We start from the raw sequence: 22,907 nt of genomic DNA on the forward strand, positions 1-22,907 counted from the left end.
AATGCATGCTTCTAGCAAGTCGCTATCTGTAGACTATACGTCAAACGGGTCACGTAGGATCATAGTCTCTGAGCGATCAGGACCTGTTGAAATAATATCAACTGGGATACCGGTTAGTTCTTCAACGCGCTTGATGTAATTCAAAGCGGCTTGAGGTAATAGCGCTCTGTCTTTAACACCAAATGTTGTTTCATTCCAACCAGGCATGACTTCATAAACTGGTTCTAAACCTTCCCACTCGTCAGCTGCTAACGGTGTGGTTTCAAGAACTTGACCATCTGGACGGCGGTAGCCTACACAGATTTTAACTTCTTTTAGACCATCTAAAACGTCCAGCTTCGTCATACAGAAACCAGACAATGAGTTGATCTGAACCGCACGGTTAATAGCAACAATGTCTAACCAACCTGTACGACGTTTACGACCAGTAGTTGCGCCAAACTCTTGGCCTTTTTCACGCAAAAACTCACCCGTTTCGTCAAACAGCTCAGTTGGGAATGGACCCGCACCAACACGCGTTGAGTAAGCTTTAATAATACCTAATACATAGCTAACATAACGTGGGCCTAAGCCTGAACCTGTTGCTACACCACCCGCAGTGGTATTTGAAGAGGTTACATATGGGTAAGTACCGTGATCGATATCCAGTAATGTACCTTGTGCACCTTCAAACATGACTAATTCATTCTTCTGATGTGCTTTATAGAGCAGATCAGAAACATCAATTACCATACCGGTTAAGATATCAGCAACTGCCATGATATCGTCGAGCGTTTTTTGATAATCAACCGCTGGCTCTTTATAGTAATTCACCAGCTGGAAGTTATGGTACTCAACGATTTCTTTTAACTTCTCGGCAAAAGCTGCTTTATCAAACAAATCGCCAACACGTAGTCCACGACGAGCAACTTTATCTTCATAAGCAGGGCCGATACCACGACCTGTTGTACCGATCGCTTTCGCACCACGTGCTTTTTCGCGCGCATTATCTAACGCAACGTGATAAGGCAGGATCAGTGGGCATGCTTCAGAAATATACAAACGTTCACGAACAGGCACACCGCGTTCTTCTAATTGCTTCATCTCTTTCATCAATGCATCAGGCGCAAGTACCACACCGTTAGCAATAATACTGATGACATTTTCACGAAGAATACCGGATGGAATTAAGTGGAGAACGGTTTTTTCACCGTTTACAACAAGAGTATGGCCAGCATTATGGCCGCCCTGATAGCGAACTACGTATTTAGCGCGCTCTGTCAGCAAGTCTACAATCTTGCCCTTCCCTTCGTCACCCCATTGGGTGCCCAGTACGACAACGTTCTTACCCATTTCGAAATACACTCGGTTGCTTAAAAATGAATTCTACCATCTAAAATAATCTGTTCCAGTGATTTTTAGCACAGTAAAAATTTTTTTGCTGGAAAGCCAAAAAGATGGCATTTTTTATTTCTGTCATAACCCAAACTGACCGTAATCTGCTTGAGCAGCATGAATTTTCCCTGAAAAATCCGAAACTTAAAATGACAGGCGAAAAAAAAGCCCGCGAAGCAGGCTTTTCTTTACTAGATTAACAGTTATTTTCAACTGTTGCACGTAACTTAAGCGATTACATGTAACTTAATCAGTCGCACGTAACTTAGTTGGTGCTTTCATAAAACGGAAGAAGTCAGTATCTGGGCTAAGCACCATAACATCATCACCATTTTTGAAGCTCTGCTCGTAAGCACGTAAGCTACGGATAAAGGCATAGAACTCAGGATCCTGATTGAAGGCATCAGCAAACAGTTTTGTTGCCATCGCATCACCTTCACCGCGCAGCGTCAATGCTGTACGCTCAGCTTCGGCTAAAGTTTCAGTTACCGTTTTATCAGCAACCGCACGGATCTTCGTCGCTTCTTCCTGACCTTGCGAACGATGTTGACGTGCAACGGCTTCACGTTCTGCACGCATACGTGCATAGATAGCCTCAGAAACTTCGTTTGGCAGTTCAATACGTTTGATTCGAACGTCAACCACTTCGATACCTAACGCAGCCATACTGTTTGCGTTAACAACCAGTGGCTTCAAGTTAGTTTCTTGTTCTACACGTGCCGCAGCAGAAGCGATAGCAGCATCAGCCTCTTCTGCTGTTCCATCAATCGCAGTGCCTTTATTCAACGCATCACGTACATCAATGGTTAAACGACCACGAGAGTCTGTGATGATATCTTTTACGCTTAAACGACCAAACTCAGAGCGTAAACGGTCACTAAACTTACGTTTTAACAGTGTTTCCGCTTGATAAGGGTTACCACCACCCGTTGCCACATAATAGCGGCTAAAGTCAGTGACGCGCCATTTCAGGTACGAATCCACCATCAAGTCTTTGTTTTCGCTAGTTAAGTAACGGTCTGCTTGAATTTCTAATGTCTGAATACGTGCATCTAGCATTTTCACCGTTTCAATAAACGGAACTTTAAAGTGCAGACCCGGCTCATAAATGATCGGTTTGTTTTCAGAGTCACGCAATACCTTACCAAAACGCAACACAATGCCACGATCAGTTTGAGGAACAATAAAGATTGATGCGTAAGCGACTGCCAAAATGGCAATAACGATAACAATTAGCGATTTACGCATGATTATTGTCTCCCTACTCTAACAGCATCACCACGAACGCCACTGCTTGGCTGTGCTGGTGCCGAACCATAAGATGATGAACTGTTAGTGTTTGGATTCATCACTTTAGGTGCTAAGCTTGATTTTGGTGCCGCACTGTTGTCACTACCACGCATTAATTGATCCAGTGGTAGAACTAACATGCTGTTGCTCTTATCATTAGCAATAATTTTACGTGTATTACTTAACACACGCTCCATGGTGTCAATGTAGAGACGCTCACGAGTGATTTCAGGTGCTGCACGATACTCAGGCAACATTTTGGCAAAGCTAGCCACCTCACCCTCTGCTTTAAACACCACACTGGCCTTATAAGCTTCAGCTTCTTCGATCAGCTTCTGCGCGTTACCTTTTGCCATTGGCAGAACTTCGTTACGGTAAGCATGCGCTTCACGAATCGTTTTTTGCTCTTCTTCCCTTGCCGCGATCACATCATCAAATGCTGCTTTAACATCTTCAGGTGGACGAGCTGCTTGGAAGTTGACGTCGAGCAATGTGATACCCATTTTGTATGGGGCAATAGTCGCTTCGAGCTCTTTTTGCGTTACATCACGAATAAATGCACGATTTGTCGTCAAGACTTGTTCCATCGCTGACTGACCAATAACACCACGTACCGCACTGTCTAAAGCTTGGCGTAAGCTGTTATCAGGGTTAGTCACACTGAACAGGTATTCAGCAGGATCGGTCACACGATACTGTACGTTCATTTCAACGCGGATCACGTTTTCATCTGATGTCAGCATCATGCCGTTAGTTGCTTGTTCGCGGACTGTTTCAACGTTAACTGGGATCACTCTATCAATAAACGTTGGTTTCCAGTTCAAACCAGGCCCTACAATACCGCTATATTCGCCAAAGCGTAGCACAACGCCTCGGTCACTTTCTTTAATGGTATAAAAACCTGAACCGGCCCATACAACGACTACCGCAGCCAGAGCCAACATACCAAGACGGCCACTGATTTGTGATGGTTGCTTATTGTCACCATCACCATTGCCGCCTTTTTTACCACCAAGCTTACTGCTCAGCTTACGAAAGAGATCGTCGAGATCAGAAGCCCCACGTTTTCGACCACCTTTATTCCCGCCAGAGTTGCCGCCTTTATTGCCGCTTCCCCACGGATCGCGGTCTTGTCCGTCATTACCGGGCTGATTCCACGCCATGTTTTAGCTCCATATCTTTATGATTGATTTTTCGGGTTAAGAGCAAAGCATTACTCTTAATATCAATTCCATCTCCTAGCGACATATTAAATCACATAGCTAGGCAATTGTTGTTCCTGTTTGCACAAACGCAGCCAATCAACCATTGGCATACGCACCTCAAGGCCAATTGAGCCGTCTTCCTCTTGCCATTCACGCTCAATAGCTTGGAGCTGATAAAAACGGCTACGTAGACGACCTGCACTTGGTGGCAAACGCATTTCAACGTGTGCGATTTCACCTGAAAGGCGTTCCGTCAGTGCTTGTAGCAACAAGGGGATACCTTCACCCGTTTGCGCTGAAACCCAGACACGAACCGGCTTGTTATCCTCATTTCTGTCGATACGCGGGACAAAATCCTCCAGCATATCCACTTTGTTCATAACTAATAGTGTCGGGATCTCATCAGCTTCAATTTCTTCCAAAACACTTTCGACCGCATGAATGTTTTCATCCAAACGGTTATCCGCTGCATCAATAACGTGTAACAATAAAGTTGCTTCACGTGTTTCCTGCAACGTTGCTTTAAAAGCCGCAACTAAATCATGTGGTAAGTGACGAATAAACCCAACTGTATCTGCAAGCACAACCGTCCCAACATCATCAACGTCAATACGCCTCAATGTTGGATCAAGTGTTGCAAACAGCTGATCAGCTGCATAAACCTCTGACGATGTCATTCGGTTAAATAAACTTGATTTACCCGCATTGGTATAACCCACTAACGATATCGTTGGGATATCTGCTTTATTACGTGCTTGCCGGCCTTGTTCTCGCTGCTTTTCGACTCGACTAAGGCGGGATAAAATCTGACTGATTTTTCCCCTTAATAACCGACGGTCAGTTTCAAGCTGAGTTTCACCAGGACCACGTAGACCGATTCCACCTTTTTGGCGCTCAAGGTGCGTCCATCCTCTCACAAGGCGAGTGGACAAGTGACGTAATTGCGCGAGTTCAACTTGCAGTTTCCCTTCGTGCGTCCGCGCCCTTTGCGCAAATATATCTAAAATCACGCCTGTACGGTCAACAACCTTACATTCGCATAGCCGTTCAAGGTTACGTTCCTGAGCAGGGCTAAGAGTATGGTTAAATAACACCACATCTGCACCACTTTCCTTTACTGCATCAGCGATTTCTTCCGCTTTCCCTTCCCCGACATAGTATTTAGGATGAGGGGACTTTCGACTGCCTGTTACTATCTGTACGGGTTTAACCCCCGCAGATGTCACGAGTGACTCAAATTCCGCCAGATTTTCAGTGTCTTTTTCTTGAGAAAAAAAGACATGTACCAATACAGCCAGCTCACCGCCTTCATACCTATCAAACAAGGGCTATAACCTCTTAGGCTTAATCACTATAAAGACAAAGGAAAAACACAGGTAAAGTCTCCCTACCTATGTTTTCCTTGAATTTTAACGTGCAACTGGTATTACTCAGCAGCTTCGCCATCCTGTTGAGCAGGAGCCCCAGCGTGATAATTACCATTGCCTGCACCACCAGCAGCGCTACCGCTATGATGAGAAACAGGACGAGCAGGGACAACAGTAGAGATAGCATGCTTATAAACCATCTGACTTACTGTATTTTTCAGTAAAATGACAAACTGGTCAAAAGATTCAATCTGCCCCTGCAATTTGATGCCGTTAACTAAATAAATTGAGACCGGAACCCTTTCACGACGTAATGCGTTCAGGAACGGATCTTGCAAAGATTGCCCCTTAGCCATTCTATGTTTTCCTTATTTTGTTGTTTTTAAATGAGAACCTTACGGCTCCAAAAAGTAACTACTCAAAAATTGCGCTTAACCGTTCTAATTGTACACAAACAATGGCTCTATGCACGTATATACTTCAAGTTACAGGGTTGTTGGCAACATTCATTTGTACCCGTTACATAGTCATTTACGTATCTAACGGCTCAGTGACTTGTTACCTAACTATACTCGTCATACCTCAAGCTACGACATGGTTGACTACGTTCACTCACACTAGTCACATAATTTTCATGCTTCTAGCGGTGCGCTCGCTTGTCGCCTCGCTGCACCTAAAATTATTAGAGTATACACCTCAAATTAATTAGCGTATGACCTGCATAACTGCCTTAAGCGCCTGCTGTGGTTGTTCACTATCTAACCAATGAACATTTTCCCAGCTTCTCAACCAGGTAATCTGGCGTTTTGCCAATTGGCGTGTTGCACAAATTCCCCGATAAACCATTTCATCATAATTTATTTCGCCTTCCAGATATGACCACATTTGTCGATAACCCACACAACGGATTGAAGGTAAATCAACATGTAAATCACCTCGTTTATAAAGAGCACGAACTTCCTCTTCAAAACCAGCGGCTAACATCTGATGAAAACGTTGTTCAATGCGCTCATGTAAAATTTTACGATCTTGGGGCGCAATAGCAAACTGAAACACATTATAAGGTAATTCTTCACCTGCTGTTTGTGTCATTTCAGTCAAAGTTTGCCCTGAAATGAGATATACCTCTAAAGCTCGGGATAATCTTTGTGGATCATTCGGATGAATCCTAGCTGCCGCAACAGGATCAACCTCAGCTAAACGGCGATGTATTTCAGTCCACCCTTGTAATTGTGCTATTTGTTCAATTTCTGCACGCACAACAGGATCTGCTGAAGGTAATGGCGAAAGACCTTCAAGCAAAGCCTTAAAATACAACATTGTGCCGCCCACTAATAATGGAATTTTACCTTGAGCGGTAATTTCATCCATTACATTTAGTGCGTCTCGCCGGAAATCGGCAGCGGAATAAGGTAAAGAAGGATCGAGAATATCGATCAGACGATGAGGTGCTTGACTCAGTTCCTCTGCATTTGGCTTCGCTGTGCCGATATCCATACCACGGTAGATCAGCGCCGAATCGACACTGATTATCTCTACAGGCAAGTGTTGACGCAAAGCAATCGCCAACGCGGTCTTACCTGAGGCCGTAGGCCCCATCAGGAATATTGCATTCGGTTTGTTTTGAGTTACCAATTCACTCATTTGTTAGCGTAGCTACCACGGGTTGTAAATTAATTAATTGTAATAATGTTGGTGACGGCTTTTTAACCTGCTGCGGGCAAAGCCGCTCAACATCAGCGAGTAACTGTACTGCTTGTGCTAAGCTCCAGCTTTCTTGCATTTTTTCTTGTGAAACTGTTTTTGCAAGCCACTGTGCAATATCTTGATGTGATAAATGCTCTTTTGACGACAAAAACGCCAGTAAATTGGCAAAAAGCTGTGATAAATTTTGCGTTCTTAACGGTAACGATACCGCATGAATAGTAACTTTTCCATGAGATATCGTGGCTTCAATACCAAATAATGTCAATTGTTCCTTATTACGCTGAAAAATCGCAATTTCATCATGACTAAGTGTCAATTTTAGCGGGATCAACAGCGGCTGAGGTTTTAACGCTTCTCCTGTTGGAGATAATTGCGCCAACTTCAACAAGTAATTTGCTTCGGTTAAGGATAACAGGATTAACCCTAATGAAGACTCAATTAATGCAAAGTTTTTTGCGTAAATTGTCAATACTTTACCAAAAGTATAGCTATTGGCATTTTCTGCAACAGACTGAGAAGAAATAACCGAGCCATCTAATGGAGGGCGAGTTGGGAATAATGGTTTTTTATCATCTTCAGCAACAGGAACTGACATTAATGCCTGATACAGTTGACCTGCTTTACGATCGTATGTTGGTGCTGTGTGTTCAAACCCACCCTTTGCTCGGTTTACATGGCCGATTGGCTCCGATGATGATGAACGTGGTTTTTCACTGTACAAATGCTCTGTTTCAGAAAGAGCCTCTCGCTCAGGCTTTATTGTCAGAGGCACTGCTGATGGGGCAAAATAATTATCACCCGCTGCGGTTCTGTTCACCACTTCATGAGTAACAGGTTCTATTCCCGGTAATTCATCCGCTTGATGTGCATTTAATAGCGCAGTCCGCACCCCTTGATAAATAAAATCATGCACTAACCGCGCTTGATGAAAACGCACTTCATGTTTAGCTGGATGCACATTAACATCAACCTGTTGAGGATCAACCGTTAAGTAAAGCACATAGGCTGGTTGCTGATTTTCATCTAGATGCCCTTCATAGGCCTGGCGAATAGCATGGTTAATCAACCTGTCCCGCATCATTCGTCCATTCACATAACAATATTGAATATCGCTAACAGACCCAGCAGAGGGCGACACGATCCAACCTTTAATACCAAGGTCACCGTGATCCCATGCAATAGCCAATGCACCTTGCATAAAACCGGTACCACACACCGCGGCTAAACGACGCTCTTGCTGCGTGTCATCTTGTGCAGCACGATATTGCTTAACTAACTTACCGTTATGATTCAAATTAATGGCGACATCAGGACGAGAAAGCGCAATACGCCGTACAATTTCATCAATATGACCAAATTCCGTTTTTTCCGTACGCATGAATTTGCGTCTTGCTGGCGTATTATAGAAAAGATCTAATACTTCAACCGTTGTTCCATTAGGGTGAGCCGCAGGCTTGACAGTCACCGCCATATCACGCCCTTCTGCATATGATTGCCAAGCTTCGCTCTGCTGCACGGGTTTTGATGTTAGAGTTAAACGCGACACTGAGCTAATACTCGCTAAGGCTTCACCACGAAACCCCATACTCACAATCGCCTCAAGATCATCCAATGTCGCAATTTTACTCGTAGCATGGCGAGCTAATGCAAGGATCAGTTCATCCTTACTGATACCACAGCCATTATCACGAATACGGATCAACTTTTCTCCACCACGCTCAATATCAATATCAATACGTGTTGCCCCCGCATCTAGGCTATTTTCAACCAGTTCTTTGACAACAGAGGCGGGACGCTCAACAACCTCACCCGCAGCAATTTGGTTGGCAAGTTGGGGAGAAAGGATCTGTATCGCCATGCCATATCTCCTTATTTAGGTGCAGCTTGCAGAGGGTTTGCTAAAAAGTATTGACGTAAACCTTGATGAATAGCTTCTGCGACTTGTTCCTGATAAGCATCCGATTTTAGTAACTGCTCTTCCGCACTGTTACTGATGAAACCGGTTTCAACAAGAATCGATGGAATATCAGGCGAACGTAGCACACCTAAACTTGCGTGTTCCGGACTACTTTTATGGATATTACCCACTTTTCGTAACTGACGTATCACATGCACAGCAACATCATAGCCAACGCGCTGTGAGTGGCCGAATTGCAAATCAAGTACCGCTTGGCTTAAATAAGGATCAGCCCCATTCAGAGCATCTCCCGCACCACCAAGCAATTCAGATTGTTTTTCACGTTGCTCTAACCAACTACCTAATTCGCTATTTGCTCGGCGGTTAGAAAGTACCCATACCGATGCACCACGAGCTCGACTATTTGGCGCAGAGTCAGCGTGAATAGACACAAGCATATTGGCATTTTTTTTACGAGCGACATCCGAACGACCACTTACCGAGATAAAATAATCACCATCACGGGTCATTGCGGGTTTAAACATGGGGTCTGCATCTAATTTCGCATATAACTTACGTGCCACACTTAAAGTAACATCTTTTTCACGGTAACCATTTTTACCGATGGCGCCAGGATCTTTGCCTCCATGGCCTGCATCGATTGCAATCACAACTTGTTTAGAACCTTTGGGCATCGTTTTATTTGTCTTCACAGGCACAGGTACCGCAGCCGACGGCGAATTCATTTTTAGCTGTTTATCTGGGACAGCATTACTTCTGCTTTGGGCAGATTGGGCGCTATTATTAAATGTAGTGGCCGAATTTCCTTTGCCTGTAGAAAGCGTAAAGACGACTTGATACTGACCAGCCACTTGTTTAAGTGATGCTTGAGCTTTTGCTGCTGCCGCTAATTCTAAAACAATACGTTTATGTTGACTTGTCGGTGGCTGACTAGCGCGGATCACTTTGACTAGATCACCCGCGGGCAATTTCATAGGTAATCCGATGATTTCACCGCTTTGTTTCAGATCAATAACCAGCCGCTCTGGCGAATGCAAAGGGAAAAATTTGTAATCAGGGCTGCCATCTGCAAATGTTAAGGTCACCTCTGCATTTGATGGACTGTTGTTTACCTGAATATTCGATAAGGTGGCTGCTTGTATAGGGCGAGCAACCAACAATAACGCAAAAATAGTCAACAATAATAAGAAGGAGAAGAAGCTCCTTTTTGTTATTTTTATTGGCAATGCATTCGTCATGAGCAATATATCCCTTAGAGTGCTTGTAATGCTTCTAACAACGACTCCCCATTTGCAGAAAAAGCAATAAAGTGAGCCTGACGACCTTCACCTTGATAAGTTAAATGCAGCTCAAGGTCAGCTTCAGGTAAAAAACCTTTGCCTTGTTGAGGCCATTCCACCAAACAGATCGACTCAGGGGAGAAATAATCACGGATCCCCATAAATTCCAGTTCTTCTGGATCAGCCAAACGGTAAAGATCAAAATGAAAAACTTGCTTACCAGGAAGATCATAGGGTTCTACAAGTGTATAAGTAGGGCTTTTCACATGCCCTTGATGCCCTAACGCTTGTAAAAAACCACGGCTAAATGTCGTTTTGCCTGCACCAAGATCGCCATATAAATTGATCACGGCCCCTTGTTTACAAGCGGCTGCGACAGCACGCCCTAGTGCTACGGTCTGTTCTTCGTTAGCAAGTTGTAAAATGCGTTCTTTCATGAATGGTTTAATCAGCTTTATAAAAAATAGATCAATTTAGTGACTATATTAACTCAAGCCACTTTATTTTCCTTAAAAATACTCTAAATAATTCGGAGTATCGCTAGGCAGCCAGTAAATAGAGCCACTCTATCTCAACAAAAAGTGCTGCAACTTGAAATATAACATTACAGAAATATTCAAATTATGGATATCAGATAACCGCTTGATCCTTATTAAGGCCAATCTTTTTGCAACGGAGATACTTTGTGAAACAGCGTTAGCGTGATAAAGTGCCGCTGCAATTATACTGAGTTTAATACCCTGATAAAATCACATGGCAACACTTCTCGATCTCAATCTTCTCGCACAAAATATCAAACAATGGGGCCTTGAATTAGGGTTTCAGCAAGTCGGTATTTGCGATACTGACTTATCATTAGAAGAGCCTAAGCTACAAGCATGGCTGGATAAGCAATATCATGGCGATATGGAGTGGATGGCACGCCATGGCATGATGCGCGCAAGACCACATGAATTACACCCCGGAACACTTCGCGTCATCAGTGTTCGAATGAACTATTTGCCTGCAAAAGCGGCCTTTGCTAGCACACTCAATAACCCCAAACTTGGCTATATCAGCCGCTATGCTTTAGGTAGAGACTATCATAAATTACTCAAGAAGCGGTTAAAACTACTCAGTGATCGCATTTTAGCATACTGCCGCGAGCACCTTTGTTCTGATGATCTTAATTTTCGCCCCTTCGTTGATTCCGCGCCTATTTTAGAGCGGCCACTTGCGGTTAAAGCGGGTTTAGGCTGGACAGGTAAACATTCCCTGATCCTCAATCGTGAGGCTGGATCTTGGTTTTTTCTTGGTGAGTTACTGGTTAATTTACCTCTTCCCGTCGATCAACCAATTGAAGAGCAGTGCGGCCGCTGTGTAGCCTGTATGACAACCTGCCCAACTGGCGCGATTGTCGAGCCTTATGTCGTTGACGCAAGACGTTGTATTTCCTATCTGACCATCGAACTTGATGGCCCTATTCCAGAAGAGTTTCGCCCATTAATGGGCAATCGTATCTATGGCTGCGATGATTGCCAGCTCATTTGTCCTTGGAACCGTTTTTCTCAATTAACAGACGAAGAAGATTTTAGTCCAAGGCGCGTATTACATACACCAGAGCTGCTTGAGCTATTTAGTTGGAGTGAAGAAACATTTTTAAAAGTCACTGAAGGCTCTGCCATCCGCCGTATTGGCTATTTGAAATGGCTGAGAAATATTAGTGTGGCATTAGGTAATGCCCCCTATCAAGACACTATCGTGACTGCACTACGTTCTCGTTTGCAATTAAATGATATGTTGGATGAGCACCTTACATGGGCAATACAACAGCAATTAAAACGCAGGGAAGAAAACCAAGTAACAATTCAAACTTCACAACAAAAACGCCTTGTACGAGCCATATCTAAAGGTTTACCAAGAGACGCTTAAAAATAATACGCCTATATAACCCAATTCAATAAAAGTCAATCTTGTGTGCATAAAATAAAAAACTGCTTAATAGACAATAGCTAAAGAATTTGCAAGTTGTGCTACCCACATTTTAAATAAAAATATTTTATTTTTAAATTCAATTATATAACTAATAACATAACGCAAGTATTTTTATGGGCACATAAAAATACCTAGCCCATCACCCTGTGGATAACTCTGTGTAATAAAGTATTACAGAGCCTTATAGGCGATATGATTTCGCGAATAGATTGTGGATAACTCGATAACAATGGGAAAATAAATAAATTGACTTTTTAACTACTCACAGAGCAAGTAAAGTTATAAAAACTTTAGATTGAAACAAGAAATTAACTGAAATAGCCAAAAATAGGCTTTTTGCTTATTGTTACAAACGAAATTATAACAATCAGGATACTTATTGATAGCCCCTATCGCTAAGGGGAGGCTATTCTATGGCGACAACCCGATGAATGCAAGCAGAAAAAACCACAAGATCGAAAAAAGATCGTAAGAAATGTGATGATCCTCATGTGTCTATTTTTTGTTCTAATATTTATAGATGACAAATCTATAAATGGCAAATATCCATAACGCATAATTTATTCACATCAAAAGAACACATAGAAAAGAAAAAGTTGAAGAGTGATAAAACGTTAAATAGAGTGGCTAGCACGCCCACCTAGCAATTAGGTCTACGCAGAGTAATCTACTTCAATGTGATATCTACCGCTTGGATTAACACAATCACATAAAACACTATGATTGATTATTGTCAGCGCTAAATTATGCTATATTTTTTTGTACGGCTATCTAACGACAGGAAAGTTATGGACATTCAGCTTGGAAAAAACGACAAACGCTATATAGAAGGCACTGATGATGTATTCGGGGTCATGTCGAAAATTTTACAGCGTGAAAATAAGATAGATCAGGAAAAGGAACATTTCTGGATCATAGGGATGAACGAAGCTGGCTTTATTCTGTATATTGAATTAATTGCACTGGGTACGGTGCGATCTGTACCTATCGAACCAATGAATGTATTTCGTGTTGCAGTCATGAAAAATGCCACACGTGTTATCGCCATCCACAACCATCCTTCAAAGCGACTGGTTCCCTCTGAGCAAGATAAAGATATTACCGATCGCTTGATCCAAGTAGGTCGTATTTTAAATATCCAACTGATTGACCATTTAATTATTAGTACAGAAGACTATCAAAGCTTTCGCGCGCTGGGACTAATGGATGAATTGGAGAACAGTTTGAAGTATGTACCAACATATCAAGCGGTGGAGAAAGTGCGTAAGGAAGAGCAGGAAATTGCCAAAAATAAGGTTAACTCCGCCAAACATGCAGAGAAAACGGCTCAAAATCAATCTAAAATTTTAGTAAATACACTGCTTAATAAAGAAATGAGTATTGAAGAAATTGCGAATATTCTTTCTATTAGCATGACTGAAGTCAAAAAGATAATTTCATCTGATTAATCTCACATCAATCTATTACCCACTTGTGTTTTTACGATACAAAATTTCAAATAGCTGCCAGCCAGTAATATAAGCATTGTAAATTTTAGATATTTAAAGATGGGATTTTTTTGAATTTTATAAAATTTTTGGAGCGGGAAACGAGACTCGAACTCGCGACCCCGACCTTGGCAAGGTCGTGCTCTACCAACTGAGCTATTCCCGCATTTGGTGGGTTACTGCACTAAAACACTAAGAGAGATTGGAGCGGGAAACGAGACTCGAACTCGCGACCCCGACCTTGGCAAGGTCGTGCTCTACCAACTGAGCTATTCCCGCAGACCGAAAATAGTGTTTTAGCTAAAACATTAAGAGAGTTTGGAGCGGGAAACGAGACTCGAACTCGCGACCCCGACCTTGGCAAGGTCGTGCTCTACCAACTGAGCTATTCCCGCAAAATACACTCTTTTTGCTTTGCCGTACTAACGAAAATCTTCATCGGTACGGGGAGCGCATTATACGAAAAATTGCACGTCAGGCAAGCCCCTTGACGCAAATTTTTTATTTTTTTGTTCGTTTGCTGATAAATTCGACATTATGATGGTTTTATCAGCATCATAAGTAAACTTTTGATTTCAATCGATTAACATTTTTCACTTTTATCGATATTGAACAGAAGAGTATAAATATTGAAGACATTCTAAATTGATATATCGCTGATGGCTGGTTGGCATAAACAAGCAACGGAGTGCCTAAATAGGCATTCCGTTAACTCGGCGGGATAGCAAAACTTATTTGTTAAGATCTGCACTCATAGTCACAAAGTTACCGACACGTGCACTTGTGATGGTGTAATTGTCTGCACCCGCATCTTTTGCTTTCTGAGCAATGATTGCTTCAGTAGAAGAAAGTGTATCGCCTGTTGCAGTAATCGTTTGAGCTGAAGCACCAAAAGCCAGTAAAGATAACAGAGAGGCTGTTGTTAGTGTTTTAATCATGTTCATAATTTTTATCCTTCATTTATTTTTTTAGACTGAGTAGATAACCGATATTATCTGCGATGGAGTTAATCTATCTCCTATCACCCACCAATGAAAGTAACTAAATTTGCCTTTGTTAGACAAAAAATTTGAAGGAACTTTTTGAGATTTAGATCACAGAGAGGAAAATTACAGTAATACTTTTAATAGCAAAACCATAGGAAAAGAAAAATTAGCCACCCGCAGGCAGCCAATGATTAGCCACACAAACACTATGAACATGATTCATGCTTTGCTAATACTAATTTTACACCTTCGTTTAATAGCTCATTAATAGACAAGCCTGAAGCCTGTGAGACTATCGTCAATGCATGGTGATCTTCAGATTTCAATCTAGCTGAAATTTTACCACTATAATTTTTATAAGGTGCGATCCCTTCTTTCTGGCATTCATCTAAAAATATAGCGAGGGATATAGCGCCTTCTTTCTTCAATTCATCAACGCTATATGCGTAGAAATCAGCACCACCATTCAAACCAATAAATTCACCTCTAAACATTTCAATTTCAGGATCAAATGTGATAACCGCCACGCATCCATCAATTGTCATTGTATTTTTTAACATGGTTTAATCCCTAGGCTATCCAGCCAGTTACGAATAGAATTAACCGCCCCTTTGTCAGTCGTTGGCCTTGGATGAGGTCTGTGAAAAATACGCTTTTCGCCTTTCAATAAAACCGCAATCCTTGATCCTTCCCTTTCATGTATTTCAGCTCCAAGAGCAATAAACAGAACCTCTATCTCTGACCACTTTATTGACCCATTAACAGGGCGAGCAAACACATCTGAAAGTGTCTTTAGATGTCGTTTATTCATACTAAAATGGTATCATTATTTAATACCATTTAAAACAACTAAAGCTTATCTGCTTATATCAAAAAAATTGGCTGCCCACTCGCAGCCAATTGCTTTAATCATTTGATTAGGTAACCACTATTTAATAAAGGTTTCGCGGTAGTAGGCTAATTCCGCAATAGATTCACGAATATCATCCAGTGCTTGGTGAGAGCCTTTTTTGGTGAAACCATCTAAGATCTCTGGTTTCCAGCGACGTGCAAGCTCTTTTAGTGTGCTCACATCAAGGTAACGATAGTGAAAATAACTTTCTAACTCAGGCATGTAGCGGAACAAAAAACGGCGATCTTGGCCAACACTATTGCCACAAATCGGTGATACGCCTTTCGGCACCCACTGCTCTAAAAATTCAATCGTAGCTAATTCAGCATCGCGCTCACTAAATTGGCTACTTTTGACACGTTCAACTAAACCGCTATTGGTGTGTGTATTCACGTTCCAATCATCCATCAAATCAAGCTGAGCTTGTGTTTGATGAACCGCTATTACGGGGCCTTGTGCTAAAATATTAAGTTGACTGTCCGTCACAATCGTCGCAATCTCGATGATACGGTCACGTTCAGGATCGAGTCCTGTCATCTCTAAATCGATCCAGATTAAATTATTCTCATTCTTTTGCATCATATGCCCTAATTTGATCCACTAAAGTTCATGCTATAATAGCGCGTTTGAGATATCGGTGCGAACGACTCAAATAAACAAAACTCAGCCAACATTATCAAGAGAGGTCAGGTGGCTAAGCAAAAACTGTCGAAAGGCCAGCAGCGCCGCGTACAAGCAAATCATCAGAAACGATTGAAAAAGCAACATGCTGTAGAAATTGATGATAGCCAACTCGGCGAAGCCCAAGAGGGGCTGGTGATCAGCCGATTCGGTCAACATGCGGATATTGAAGCAAATGATGGCACCATACAGCGTTGTAACTTACGCCGAACCATCTCATCCCTTGTGACGGGCGATCGTGTTGTTTGGCGCCCTGCGCTCAATACGCAAACTGACATTAAAATCAATGGCATTGTCGAAGCGGTACACGAGCGCCACTCAGTGCTAACTCGCCCTGATTATTATGATGGATTGAAACCGATCGCCGCAAATATTGACCAAATTGTCGTTGTTTCGGCAATTTTACCCGAGCTTTCACTGAATATTATTGACCGCTATTTAGTAGCTTGCGAAACATTAGGCATCAAACCCATCATCGTTTTAAATAAAATTGATCTATTAGATGAAGAAAACCGTGAATGGGTGAGTGATTTGATGACTATTTATAGCGATATTGGCTATCAAGTCCTCGAAGTTTCCAGTCATACCAATGAAGGAATGGAAGCACTTACTAACACGCTAGAAGGCAAAATATCGGTATTTGTCGGCCAATCTGGTGTGGGTAAATCCAGTTTACTGAATACGCTGTTGCCCCATAATGAACAAGCCATTTTAGTGAATCAGGTATCCGATAATTCAGGATTAGGCCAACACACGACCACGACCTCAAGGCTCTATCACTTCCCGCTAGGGGGTGATGTGATTGACTCACCAGGTGTACGTGAATTTGGCTTATGGCATCTTTCTACGGAACAAGTGACGAAAGGTTTTGTCGAATTTAAAGAGTACCTAGGGGGTTGCAAATTCCGTGATTGTAAACATTTAGATGATCCGGGCTGTTTAATACGCGAAGCCACCGAGCGAGGGGACATTGCTGAATCACGCTTTGAAAATTATCACCGTATTTTAGAAAGCATGGAACAAGTTAAACCACGCGGTAATTTTACAGGTAAAGAGAAATAATACTTTTTGCAGAGCAAATATAGTAAGTGAGCACTTACATTATATATTGAAAAGTCCTCACTTGATGGTAAAGATTTTTCAGTTCGTCGAAACAAAATATACTATTTAGATAGGCAAAGGTACAATGCCGGCTTGCGAAAAATAGAGTGTATTTGGCAGCCAACAGAAGTTGTGAAATTAATGGAAGGCAACCTTCTCCACCAACAATTTCAATGGCTGTTATAGGCTAATTAGCGTTTACGAATTTGAGGTTAACGTGCTAGAGAAAATTAAAATACGTTTGCAATATATGCTGCCTAAGCAAGGCCTTACTCAATTTGCTGGCTGGTTTGCTAGCCGAAATGTTGGCTTTGTTACTCAATGGGCAATAAAACTATTTGCAAAAGCATATAAGGTGAATATGAGTGAAGCACAGAAAAGTGAATTCTCCGCATATGCAACGTTTAACGATTTCTTTGTTAGACCACTAAAAGAAGAAGCGCGCCCGTTGGTTTCTGGTAATCACCAATTAGCGCAACCTGCTGATGGTGCGGTGAGTCAATTAGGCCTTATCCAAGATGACCAAATCTTCCAAGCCAAAGGCCATAATTATACTGTGGAAGCCCTGCTAGCAGGTAATTACCAATTAGCGGATAAATTCCGTAATGGTGACTTTATCACCACTTACCTGTCACCAAGTGATTACCATCGCGTCCATATGCCATGTGATGGTTTATTGACTGAAATGATTTATGTCCCAGGTGATCTGTTTTCGGTAAACCCACTGACTGCGGCCAATGTGCCTAATTTGTTTGCCCGTAATGAGCGCCTTATTTGTGTTTTCAAAACTGAAATGGGCACTATGGTACAAATTTTAGTGGGTGCCACCATTGTAGGTAGTATTGAAACAGTTTGGAGTGGGTGTGTGAATAATCAGCGTGAAGGCGTAATCAAACGCTGGACCTACCCTGAACAACTCGCTGAAAATGCAGTATTTTTGAAAAAAGGCGAAGAAATGGGCCGCTTTAAATTAGGCTCGACAGTGATCAACCTCTTCGAACCTAATACCATACGTTTTAATCCTTCGCTGATCCCTGGTTATGCAACACGTATGGGAGAATTATTAGCGGAAGTGATCGTTGATGAAACTGACACTGACTCTATTAATAGTTCGGTTGAAACTCAGTAAGATCTTATTAATTGCTTGAAGGAGCTCCTGACTGTGCGTTTGATTATCAGTTTTTTTTTCAGCCTGCTAATCGCCTTCTCTGCGGCTGGGGCTTCTAACACCACGCAGAATGAAGCACAGATTAAGCAGGAGCTAGCGCAACTTGATCCAAGCAAAAACCCCAAAGATGCTGAAATTGCTCAAGCATTGCAAGGGGCACTCAATTGGATCAATGAAGCCAATGACTCTGATGCAAAAGCAAAGTCTTATCAAGAAGCTATTGATAAGTTCCCTCAAATTATTAAAGGATTGAGGCAAGATTTGCTCAATGAGAGCGATGAACCTAATCCTATTCCTTCAAATATTGGCCTCTCTGAACTTGAACAACAAATTGTTCAAGTGAGCAGCCAACTACTGGAACAAGGCCGTAAAACCCAGCAAGAGCAAGATAAAGGCCGCGAAATCAGCGAATCACTTGGTGCATTGCCTCAGCAATTATCTGAAGCACGACGCTTACTCTCTGAAGCTTCCTTTCGCTTACAGTCGTTAAGCACACCAGCGACTCCACTTGCAGAAGCCCAAGCTATACTTGCTCAAGCCGAAGTAAGTGCTCGCAAATCAGAAGTTAATGAACTCGAAATGGCGCAGTTATCAGCCAATAATCGCCAAGAAATTTCCCGAGTCACATTAGAACTGAATAAAAAACGCTACAATCGCCTAGAGCTAGAACTCCAAAAATTACGTGAAGTTCAAAGCACCTTGCGCCAACAAAAAGCGGTATTAGCCTTAGAGCACACCGAGATGCTTGCCGAACAGGGTGAATTAACCCCTTTTCTTAAAGAGCAAATCGATATTAACCGTAAGTTATCACAAGCACTGACTGACCAAGCCGTTCGTATGAATAGTATTAGCGTCAGCCAAACCGAAATTTCTGCGGGTATACAAGATGCACGTCAAGCGTTGACAACAATCCGCGAACAAGCTCAGTGGCTAAACGGTTCCAGTACTTTAGGTGAAGCATTACGTACTCAACTATCGCGCCTACCTGAAATACCGAAAAGTCAGCAGCTTAATCGCGATATGGCTGATTTACGTGTACAACGATTAAATTATGAAGATACGCTAGAGCGCTTATCTAAATTAGATATTTCTAGTCAAGAAACTGAAAATAATTTAAACGCCGCACAAGCGCAGGTATACACCTCATTAATAAAAACGCGTAAAGAATTATTGACCGCTCTGATTTCTGGTTTTGATACCGAGATGCTGGAGCTCACAAAACTTAATGTTGCCACCAGCCAGCTCACTGATGCCTTAAAAGAAGTTAAAGACGCATCACACCGTTATCTGTTTTGGATTGCGGATGCCCCACCAGTGACGCTGCATTATCCGGTACTTTTGATCACCGATATTACCCAACTGCTTTCCTTAGATACCTTGTCACAGCTAACAGGGGCTTTAGAGGTGATGTTAACAACCCAAGATACTTTCTTATATCTGCTTGGGTCGATTATTTTAGTCATTTTCAGCATCAGTACGCGCCGCCACTATCAAGACTTTCTCGATCGTGCAAGCCTACGAATTGGTAAAGTCACTCAAGATCACTTTTATCTGACAATACGAACGATTTTTTGGTCAATCATCGTTGCATTACCTCTGCCGATGATGTGGTCAGCCATTGGTTATGGGCTGCAAAGCGCTTGGCAATATCCAATGGCCGCGGCGATTGGATACGGTGTCAGTGCCACCACGCCTGTACTATGGCTATTTATGATCAGTGAGACTTTTTCACGCCCTACCGGTTTATTTATTGCTCACTTTGGGTGGGATAAAGACGCGGTCAAACGGGCAATGCGCTACTATCGCCTCGCAATTTTCGTGATCGTCCCGTTAATGATGGCGCTGATCACCTTTGAGTATTACAGCGATAGGGAATTCGCCGCCACTATTGGCCGTTTCTGCTTCTTATTGTTGTGTGTTGCTTTAAGCTTAATGACCAACAATTTACGTCGTACCCATGTTCCGCTTTATTTAGACCGACATGGCTCAGGTGAGAATCTGATCAATAAAGCGCTATGGTGGATGTTGTTGATTGCCCCTGTTGTCGCTGCCTTTTTCTCTTTATTAGGCTATTTTTCAACATCTCAAGCCTTATTAGGCCGCTTAGAAACTTCGGTCGCAATTTGGTTTGTCTTGTTAATTGTTTATCATGCAATTCGTCGTTGGATGTCAATACAACGTCGTAAGTTAGCTTTTGAACGTGCTAAACAACGTCGTGCTGATATCTTAGCGCAACGGGCAAAGGGAGAAGAAGATTCTCCACTACCAAATGCAAGTGGCGAAGGTGCGATTGACATTGATGAGCAAGTGATTGACCTCGATGCAATTAGCGCACAATCCGTCGGGTTGGTACGTTCGATCCTAACGATGATTGCCTTAGTTTCCCTCATTTGGCTATGGTCCGAGCTACATAGCGCGTTTTCATTTCTCGAAAATATTCGTCTATGGGATGTTACCTCAACCGTTAATGGTGTGGATACCGTCCAGCCAATCACGATGGGGTCAATTTTCATTGCCATATTGATCATTATTGTCACTACGCAGTTAGTTCGTAATTTACCCGCATTGCTTGAGCTTGCGGTATTACAACATTTAGATTTAACACCGGGTACTGGCTATGCTATCAGCACATTAACCAAATATTCACTGACTATCATCGGTACCATTGTTGGTTTCTCAATGTTAGGGATTGATTGGTCTAAATTGCAATGGTTAATCGCTGCAATGGGGGTCGGTTTAGGGTTTGGTTTACAAGAGATTTTTGCCAATATTATTTCAGGTCTGATGATTTTATTCGAAAAACCGATTCGTATTGGTGATACGGTGACTATCCGCAATCTGACGGGGAGTATTACAAAAATTAATACCCGAGCAACAACGCTGACAGATTGGGATAGAAAAGAGATCATTGTGCCAAATAAAGCCTTTATTACTGAGCAGTTTATTAACTGGTCTTTGAGTGACACTATCACACGTATTGTCATGACAATTCCAGCACCTGCTGATGCAGACAGCAAACTGGTGACATCAACCATACTCAATGCAGCTGAACGCTCAACAATGATATTAGAAAACCCCAATCCTGAAGTCTATTTAGTGGATCTCCAGCAGGGTATTCAAATTTTCGAGTTGCGCGTCTATGCCGCTGAAATGGGACATCGACTGCCCGCTCGTCACGAAATCCATCAAAATATATTGGCTGCATTTGCCGAACAAGGCATTCCTCTGCCGTTCCCACCATTCCAAGCACGAGTGGATGTTCGTGATAATGCACTACAAAGTGCCACCAATAACCTTTCGAGCCGTAATCCTACACGTAAGTCTGGTGAGTTATGAAAACGGCGATAACACCAGAAGATGAGCTGACTCTGTTACGAGTCAGCCAATTTGAGAAAGTTGGCTCAATTCTATTTTTTCTTATCCCATTGGTGATATTACTCGTTGTTGGTAAATCTTTTGCTGTCAATATATTGTATTTATGGCAGTTGCTAACTCTGCTCTATATTGTTAGCTATCGCATATTGGTGAGTAAATTATCTAATCAACCGTTACAGTTGAGTGTACGTAGGGGTCGGGGATATAACCGCTTTTACCGAATGAGTTGGGCGTATCTGGTATTATCTGCAATTATCATGGTGGGATACCGAGTAATATCCCACTAATCGAATTTGCTCTTTAGCCTGCTTTAAATCCATAGGTTTGAATATAATTATCCGCTAATTTTTGCGCTTGTTTTAACTCATTGTCATTAAGCTGTGACGCAATTTTTTCTTGTAAGCGATGACTTTCTTTATTACCGCTGTATACCGCGGTGGCCAACCATGCATAAGACTGTTGAAGGTTTTTTTTCACACCTTTACCTTCAGAATACATCACCCCAAGGCGATCTTGCGCTTTTGCATCTCGCTGTTTAGCGGCTTTACGGAACCAAAAAACCGCTTTTTCATTATCCACTTCAACGCCACTACCTATCGTATACATCTGTCCAATCTGAAATTGAGCGATAGCATTACCACCCTGTGCCGCTTTTCTAAACCAATACGCAGCTTTATCGAGATCTTGAGCAACACCAAGGCCCTGAGCGTACATCATCGCCATGTTAGTTTCAGCTCGGGCGTCATTATTCTTTGCCGCTTCTTCATACCACAGCATTGCTTTATCATAATCACGGCGTACACCGAAACCATTCACATACATCGTACCTAATTGGAACTGCGCATCTGAATTGCCTCGATCTCCAGCTTTGATAAACCACTGTGCGGCTATTTTGGAATCTTGTGATACGCCTTCACCTTTAAAATAGCGTTGGCCAAGTAAGTATTGAGCATCTGCATCACCTTTCTGTGCTAGCTGTGTGATCTGCTCGATTGTCTGTTGAGTCGGAGTGGAGGTATTCGAGGTGGTGGCAAGTAATAGTGAACTATAACAAACAGAACCTAACAATAATGCTAACGCGACTTTTTTCATCCTAAACAAC

General features: G+C 42.3%; 21 protein-coding genes and 3 tRNA genes. 7 read left to right on the top strand and 17 right to left on the bottom strand.

Translation table 11 applies throughout. The features are described from left to right. Nucleotides 1-33 precede the first annotated feature (33 nt). Nucleotides 34-1,332, bottom strand: a complete 1,299-nt coding sequence (locus tag JI723_RS18415; RefSeq protein WP_070925653.1) for an adenylosuccinate synthase — start codon at nucleotides 1,330-1,332, stop codon at nucleotides 34-36. Nucleotides 1,333-1,436: 104 nt separating this feature from the next. Here JI723_RS18415 and JI723_RS18420 point away from each other — a divergent pair, with 104 nt between their 5' ends. Then, a complete protein-coding gene (locus tag JI723_RS18420) occupies nucleotides 1,437-1,574 on the top strand; it encodes a hypothetical protein (protein ID WP_319067355.1) in 138 nt (45 codons plus the stop codon). 46 nt (nucleotides 1,575-1,620) lie between these two features. Here JI723_RS18420 and hflC read toward each other — a convergent pair whose 3' ends face one another. The 8 genes from hflC to tsaE all read right to left on the bottom strand — a co-directional run bounded on the left by hflC (nucleotide 1,621) and on the right by tsaE (nucleotide 10,578). Then, the gene (hflC, locus tag JI723_RS18425; protein ID WP_140181090.1) at nucleotides 1,621-2,622 is read right to left on the bottom strand and encodes a protease modulator HflC; all 1,002 of its coding nucleotides are present in this window, start codon (nucleotides 2,620-2,622) and stop codon (nucleotides 1,621-1,623) included. A 2-nt stretch (nucleotides 2,623-2,624) separates the two neighbouring features. Next, on the bottom strand, nucleotides 2,625-3,827 hold the full coding sequence (gene hflK, locus JI723_RS18430) for an FtsH protease activity modulator HflK (protein ID WP_070925657.1): 1,203 nt from the start codon (nucleotides 3,825-3,827) through the stop codon (nucleotides 2,625-2,627). 86 nt (nucleotides 3,828-3,913) lie between these two features. Continuing rightward, a complete protein-coding gene (hflX, locus tag JI723_RS18435) occupies nucleotides 3,914-5,194 on the bottom strand; it encodes a ribosome rescue GTPase HflX (protein ID WP_070925659.1) in 1,281 nt (426 codons plus the stop codon). A 101-nt stretch (nucleotides 5,195-5,295) separates the two neighbouring features. After that, nucleotides 5,296-5,592, bottom strand: coding sequence for an RNA chaperone Hfq (gene hfq, locus JI723_RS18440; RefSeq protein ID WP_070925661.1), 297 nt, complete (start codon nucleotides 5,590-5,592; stop codon nucleotides 5,296-5,298). Nucleotides 5,593-5,941: 349 nt separating this feature from the next. Then, nucleotides 5,942-6,880 (bottom strand): tRNA (adenosine(37)-N6)-dimethylallyltransferase MiaA, encoded by a 939-nt coding sequence (gene miaA / locus JI723_RS18445; RefSeq protein ID WP_070925663.1) that lies wholly within the window; start codon nucleotides 6,878-6,880, stop codon nucleotides 5,942-5,944. Beyond that, on the bottom strand, nucleotides 6,873-8,801 hold the full coding sequence (mutL, locus tag JI723_RS18450) for a DNA mismatch repair endonuclease MutL (protein ID WP_319067358.1): 1,929 nt from the start codon (nucleotides 8,799-8,801) through the stop codon (nucleotides 6,873-6,875). The genes miaA and mutL overlap by 8 nt, the downstream gene beginning before the upstream one ends. Nucleotides 8,802-8,812: 11 nt before the next feature. After that, nucleotides 8,813-10,099, bottom strand: coding sequence for an N-acetylmuramoyl-L-alanine amidase AmiB (amiB, locus tag JI723_RS18455; protein WP_070925665.1), 1,287 nt, complete (start codon nucleotides 10,097-10,099; stop codon nucleotides 8,813-8,815). Between the two features lie 14 nt (nucleotides 10,100-10,113). Next, nucleotides 10,114-10,578, bottom strand: coding sequence for a tRNA (adenosine(37)-N6)-threonylcarbamoyltransferase complex ATPase subunit type 1 TsaE (tsaE, locus tag JI723_RS18460; protein ID WP_319067359.1), 465 nt, complete (start codon nucleotides 10,576-10,578; stop codon nucleotides 10,114-10,116). A 316-nt stretch (nucleotides 10,579-10,894) separates the two neighbouring features. Between tsaE and queG the strand changes: the two genes are divergently transcribed. Further along, complete coding sequence (gene queG, locus JI723_RS18465; RefSeq protein ID WP_319067360.1) at nucleotides 10,895-12,052, top strand: tRNA epoxyqueuosine(34) reductase QueG; 1,158 nt, start codon at nucleotides 10,895-10,897, stop codon at nucleotides 12,050-12,052. Nucleotides 12,053-12,903: 851 nt separating this feature from the next. Next, entirely contained in the window at nucleotides 12,904-13,563 is a 660-nt protein-coding gene (locus JI723_RS18470; RefSeq protein WP_319067361.1) for a JAB domain-containing protein, read from the top strand. Between the two features lie 129 nt (nucleotides 13,564-13,692). Here the strand turns inward: JI723_RS18470 and JI723_RS18475 are convergent. The 7 genes from JI723_RS18475 to orn all read right to left on the bottom strand — a co-directional run bounded on the left by JI723_RS18475 (nucleotide 13,693) and on the right by orn (nucleotide 16,059). Then, nucleotides 13,693-13,768, bottom strand: a tRNA-Gly gene (locus JI723_RS18475). Nucleotides 13,769-13,805: 37 nt separating this feature from the next. After that, nucleotides 13,806-13,881 (bottom strand) — tRNA-Gly (locus JI723_RS18480). 40 nt (nucleotides 13,882-13,921) lie between these two features. Next, nucleotides 13,922-13,997: transfer RNA gene (locus tag JI723_RS18485), tRNA-Gly, on the bottom strand. A 336-nt stretch (nucleotides 13,998-14,333) separates the two neighbouring features. After that, entirely contained in the window at nucleotides 14,334-14,546 is a 213-nt protein-coding gene (locus tag JI723_RS18490) for a YdgH/BhsA/McbA family protein (protein WP_070927787.1), read from the bottom strand. Nucleotides 14,547-14,794: 248 nt separating this feature from the next. Continuing rightward, nucleotides 14,795-15,148 (bottom strand): type II toxin-antitoxin system HicB family antitoxin, encoded by a 354-nt coding sequence (locus tag JI723_RS18495; protein ID WP_319069033.1) that lies wholly within the window; start codon nucleotides 15,146-15,148, stop codon nucleotides 14,795-14,797. Beyond that, nucleotides 15,142-15,399 (bottom strand): type II toxin-antitoxin system HicA family toxin, encoded by a 258-nt coding sequence (locus JI723_RS18500; protein ID WP_140187679.1) that lies wholly within the window; start codon nucleotides 15,397-15,399, stop codon nucleotides 15,142-15,144. Before JI723_RS18500 ends, JI723_RS18495 begins: the two co-directional genes overlap by 7 nt. Before the next feature lie 117 nt (nucleotides 15,400-15,516). Beyond that, the gene (gene orn, locus JI723_RS18505) at nucleotides 15,517-16,059 is read right to left on the bottom strand and encodes an oligoribonuclease (RefSeq protein WP_337979632.1); all 543 of its coding nucleotides are present in this window, start codon (nucleotides 16,057-16,059) and stop codon (nucleotides 15,517-15,519) included. 111 nt (nucleotides 16,060-16,170) lie between these two features. On the opposite strand from orn, the gene rsgA reads away from it, so the two are divergent. The 4 genes from rsgA to JI723_RS18525 all read left to right on the top strand — a co-directional run bounded on the left by rsgA (nucleotide 16,171) and on the right by JI723_RS18525 (nucleotide 22,092). After that, nucleotides 16,171-17,223, top strand: coding sequence for a small ribosomal subunit biogenesis GTPase RsgA (gene rsgA, locus JI723_RS18510; protein ID WP_319069030.1), 1,053 nt, complete (start codon nucleotides 16,171-16,173; stop codon nucleotides 17,221-17,223). 256 nt (nucleotides 17,224-17,479) lie between these two features. Then, complete coding sequence (gene asd / locus JI723_RS18515) at nucleotides 17,480-18,391, top strand: archaetidylserine decarboxylase (RefSeq protein WP_070927797.1); 912 nt, start codon at nucleotides 17,480-17,482, stop codon at nucleotides 18,389-18,391. A 33-nt stretch (nucleotides 18,392-18,424) separates the two neighbouring features. Beyond that, complete coding sequence (mscM, locus tag JI723_RS18520) at nucleotides 18,425-21,766, top strand: miniconductance mechanosensitive channel MscM (protein ID WP_337979633.1); 3,342 nt, start codon at nucleotides 18,425-18,427, stop codon at nucleotides 21,764-21,766. Further along, a complete protein-coding gene (locus tag JI723_RS18525; protein ID WP_070927802.1) occupies nucleotides 21,763-22,092 on the top strand; it encodes a hypothetical protein in 330 nt (109 codons plus the stop codon). Before mscM ends, JI723_RS18525 begins: the two co-directional genes overlap by 4 nt. 13 nt (nucleotides 22,093-22,105) lie before the next feature. On the opposite strand, the gene JI723_RS18530 is transcribed toward JI723_RS18525, so the two are convergent. Further along, a complete protein-coding gene (locus tag JI723_RS18530) occupies nucleotides 22,106-22,897 on the bottom strand; it encodes a tetratricopeptide repeat protein (RefSeq protein WP_070927804.1) in 792 nt (263 codons plus the stop codon). Nucleotides 22,898-22,907: the final 10 nt, after the last annotated feature.

Origin of the sequence: Providencia manganoxydans, assembly GCF_016618195.1 — a bacterium.
GTDB classification, from domain to species: Bacteria; Pseudomonadota; Gammaproteobacteria; order Enterobacterales; family Enterobacteriaceae; genus Providencia; species Providencia manganoxydans.

Excerpts from the sequence above, each read along its gene's own strand:
- JI723_RS18415 (WP_070925653.1), bottom strand. The coding sequence starts at position 1,332 with ATGGGTAAGAACGTTGTCGTACTGGGCACCCAATGGGGTGACGAAGGG.
- JI723_RS18420 (WP_319067355.1), top strand. The coding sequence starts at position 1,437 with ATGGCATTTTTTATTTCTGTCATAACCCAAACTGACCGTAATCTGCTT.
- hflC (WP_140181090.1), bottom strand. The coding sequence starts at position 2,622 with ATGCGTAAATCGCTAATTGTTATCGTTATTGCCATTTTGGCAGTCGCT.
- hflK (WP_070925657.1), bottom strand. The coding sequence starts at position 3,827 with ATGGCGTGGAATCAGCCCGGTAATGACGGACAAGACCGCGATCCGTGG.
- hfq (WP_070925661.1), bottom strand. The coding sequence starts at position 5,592 with ATGGCTAAGGGGCAATCTTTGCAAGATCCGTTCCTGAACGCATTACGT.
- miaA (WP_070925663.1), bottom strand. The coding sequence starts at position 6,880 with ATGAGTGAATTGGTAACTCAAAACAAACCGAATGCAATATTCCTGATG.
- mutL (WP_319067358.1), bottom strand. The coding sequence starts at position 8,801 with ATGGCGATACAGATCCTTTCTCCCCAACTTGCCAACCAAATTGCTGCG.
- amiB (WP_070925665.1), bottom strand. The coding sequence starts at position 10,099 with ATGACGAATGCATTGCCAATAAAAATAACAAAAAGGAGCTTCTTCTCC.
- tsaE (WP_319067359.1), bottom strand. The coding sequence starts at position 10,578 with ATGAAAGAACGCATTTTACAACTTGCTAACGAAGAACAGACCGTAGCA.
- queG (WP_319067360.1), top strand. The coding sequence starts at position 10,895 with ATGGCAACACTTCTCGATCTCAATCTTCTCGCACAAAATATCAAACAA.
- JI723_RS18470 (WP_319067361.1), top strand. The coding sequence starts at position 12,904 with ATGGACATTCAGCTTGGAAAAAACGACAAACGCTATATAGAAGGCACT.
- JI723_RS18490 (WP_070927787.1), bottom strand. The coding sequence starts at position 14,546 with ATGAACATGATTAAAACACTAACAACAGCCTCTCTGTTATCTTTACTG.
- JI723_RS18495 (WP_319069033.1), bottom strand. The coding sequence starts at position 15,148 with ATGTTAAAAAATACAATGACAATTGATGGATGCGTGGCGGTTATCACA.
- JI723_RS18500 (WP_140187679.1), bottom strand. The coding sequence starts at position 15,399 with ATGAATAAACGACATCTAAAGACACTTTCAGATGTGTTTGCTCGCCCT.
- orn (WP_337979632.1), bottom strand. The coding sequence starts at position 16,059 with ATGCAAAAGAATGAGAATAATTTAATCTGGATCGATTTAGAGATGACA.
- JI723_RS18525 (WP_070927802.1), top strand. The coding sequence starts at position 21,763 with ATGAAAACGGCGATAACACCAGAAGATGAGCTGACTCTGTTACGAGTC.
- JI723_RS18530 (WP_070927804.1), bottom strand. The coding sequence starts at position 22,897 with ATGAAAAAAGTCGCGTTAGCATTATTGTTAGGTTCTGTTTGTTATAGT.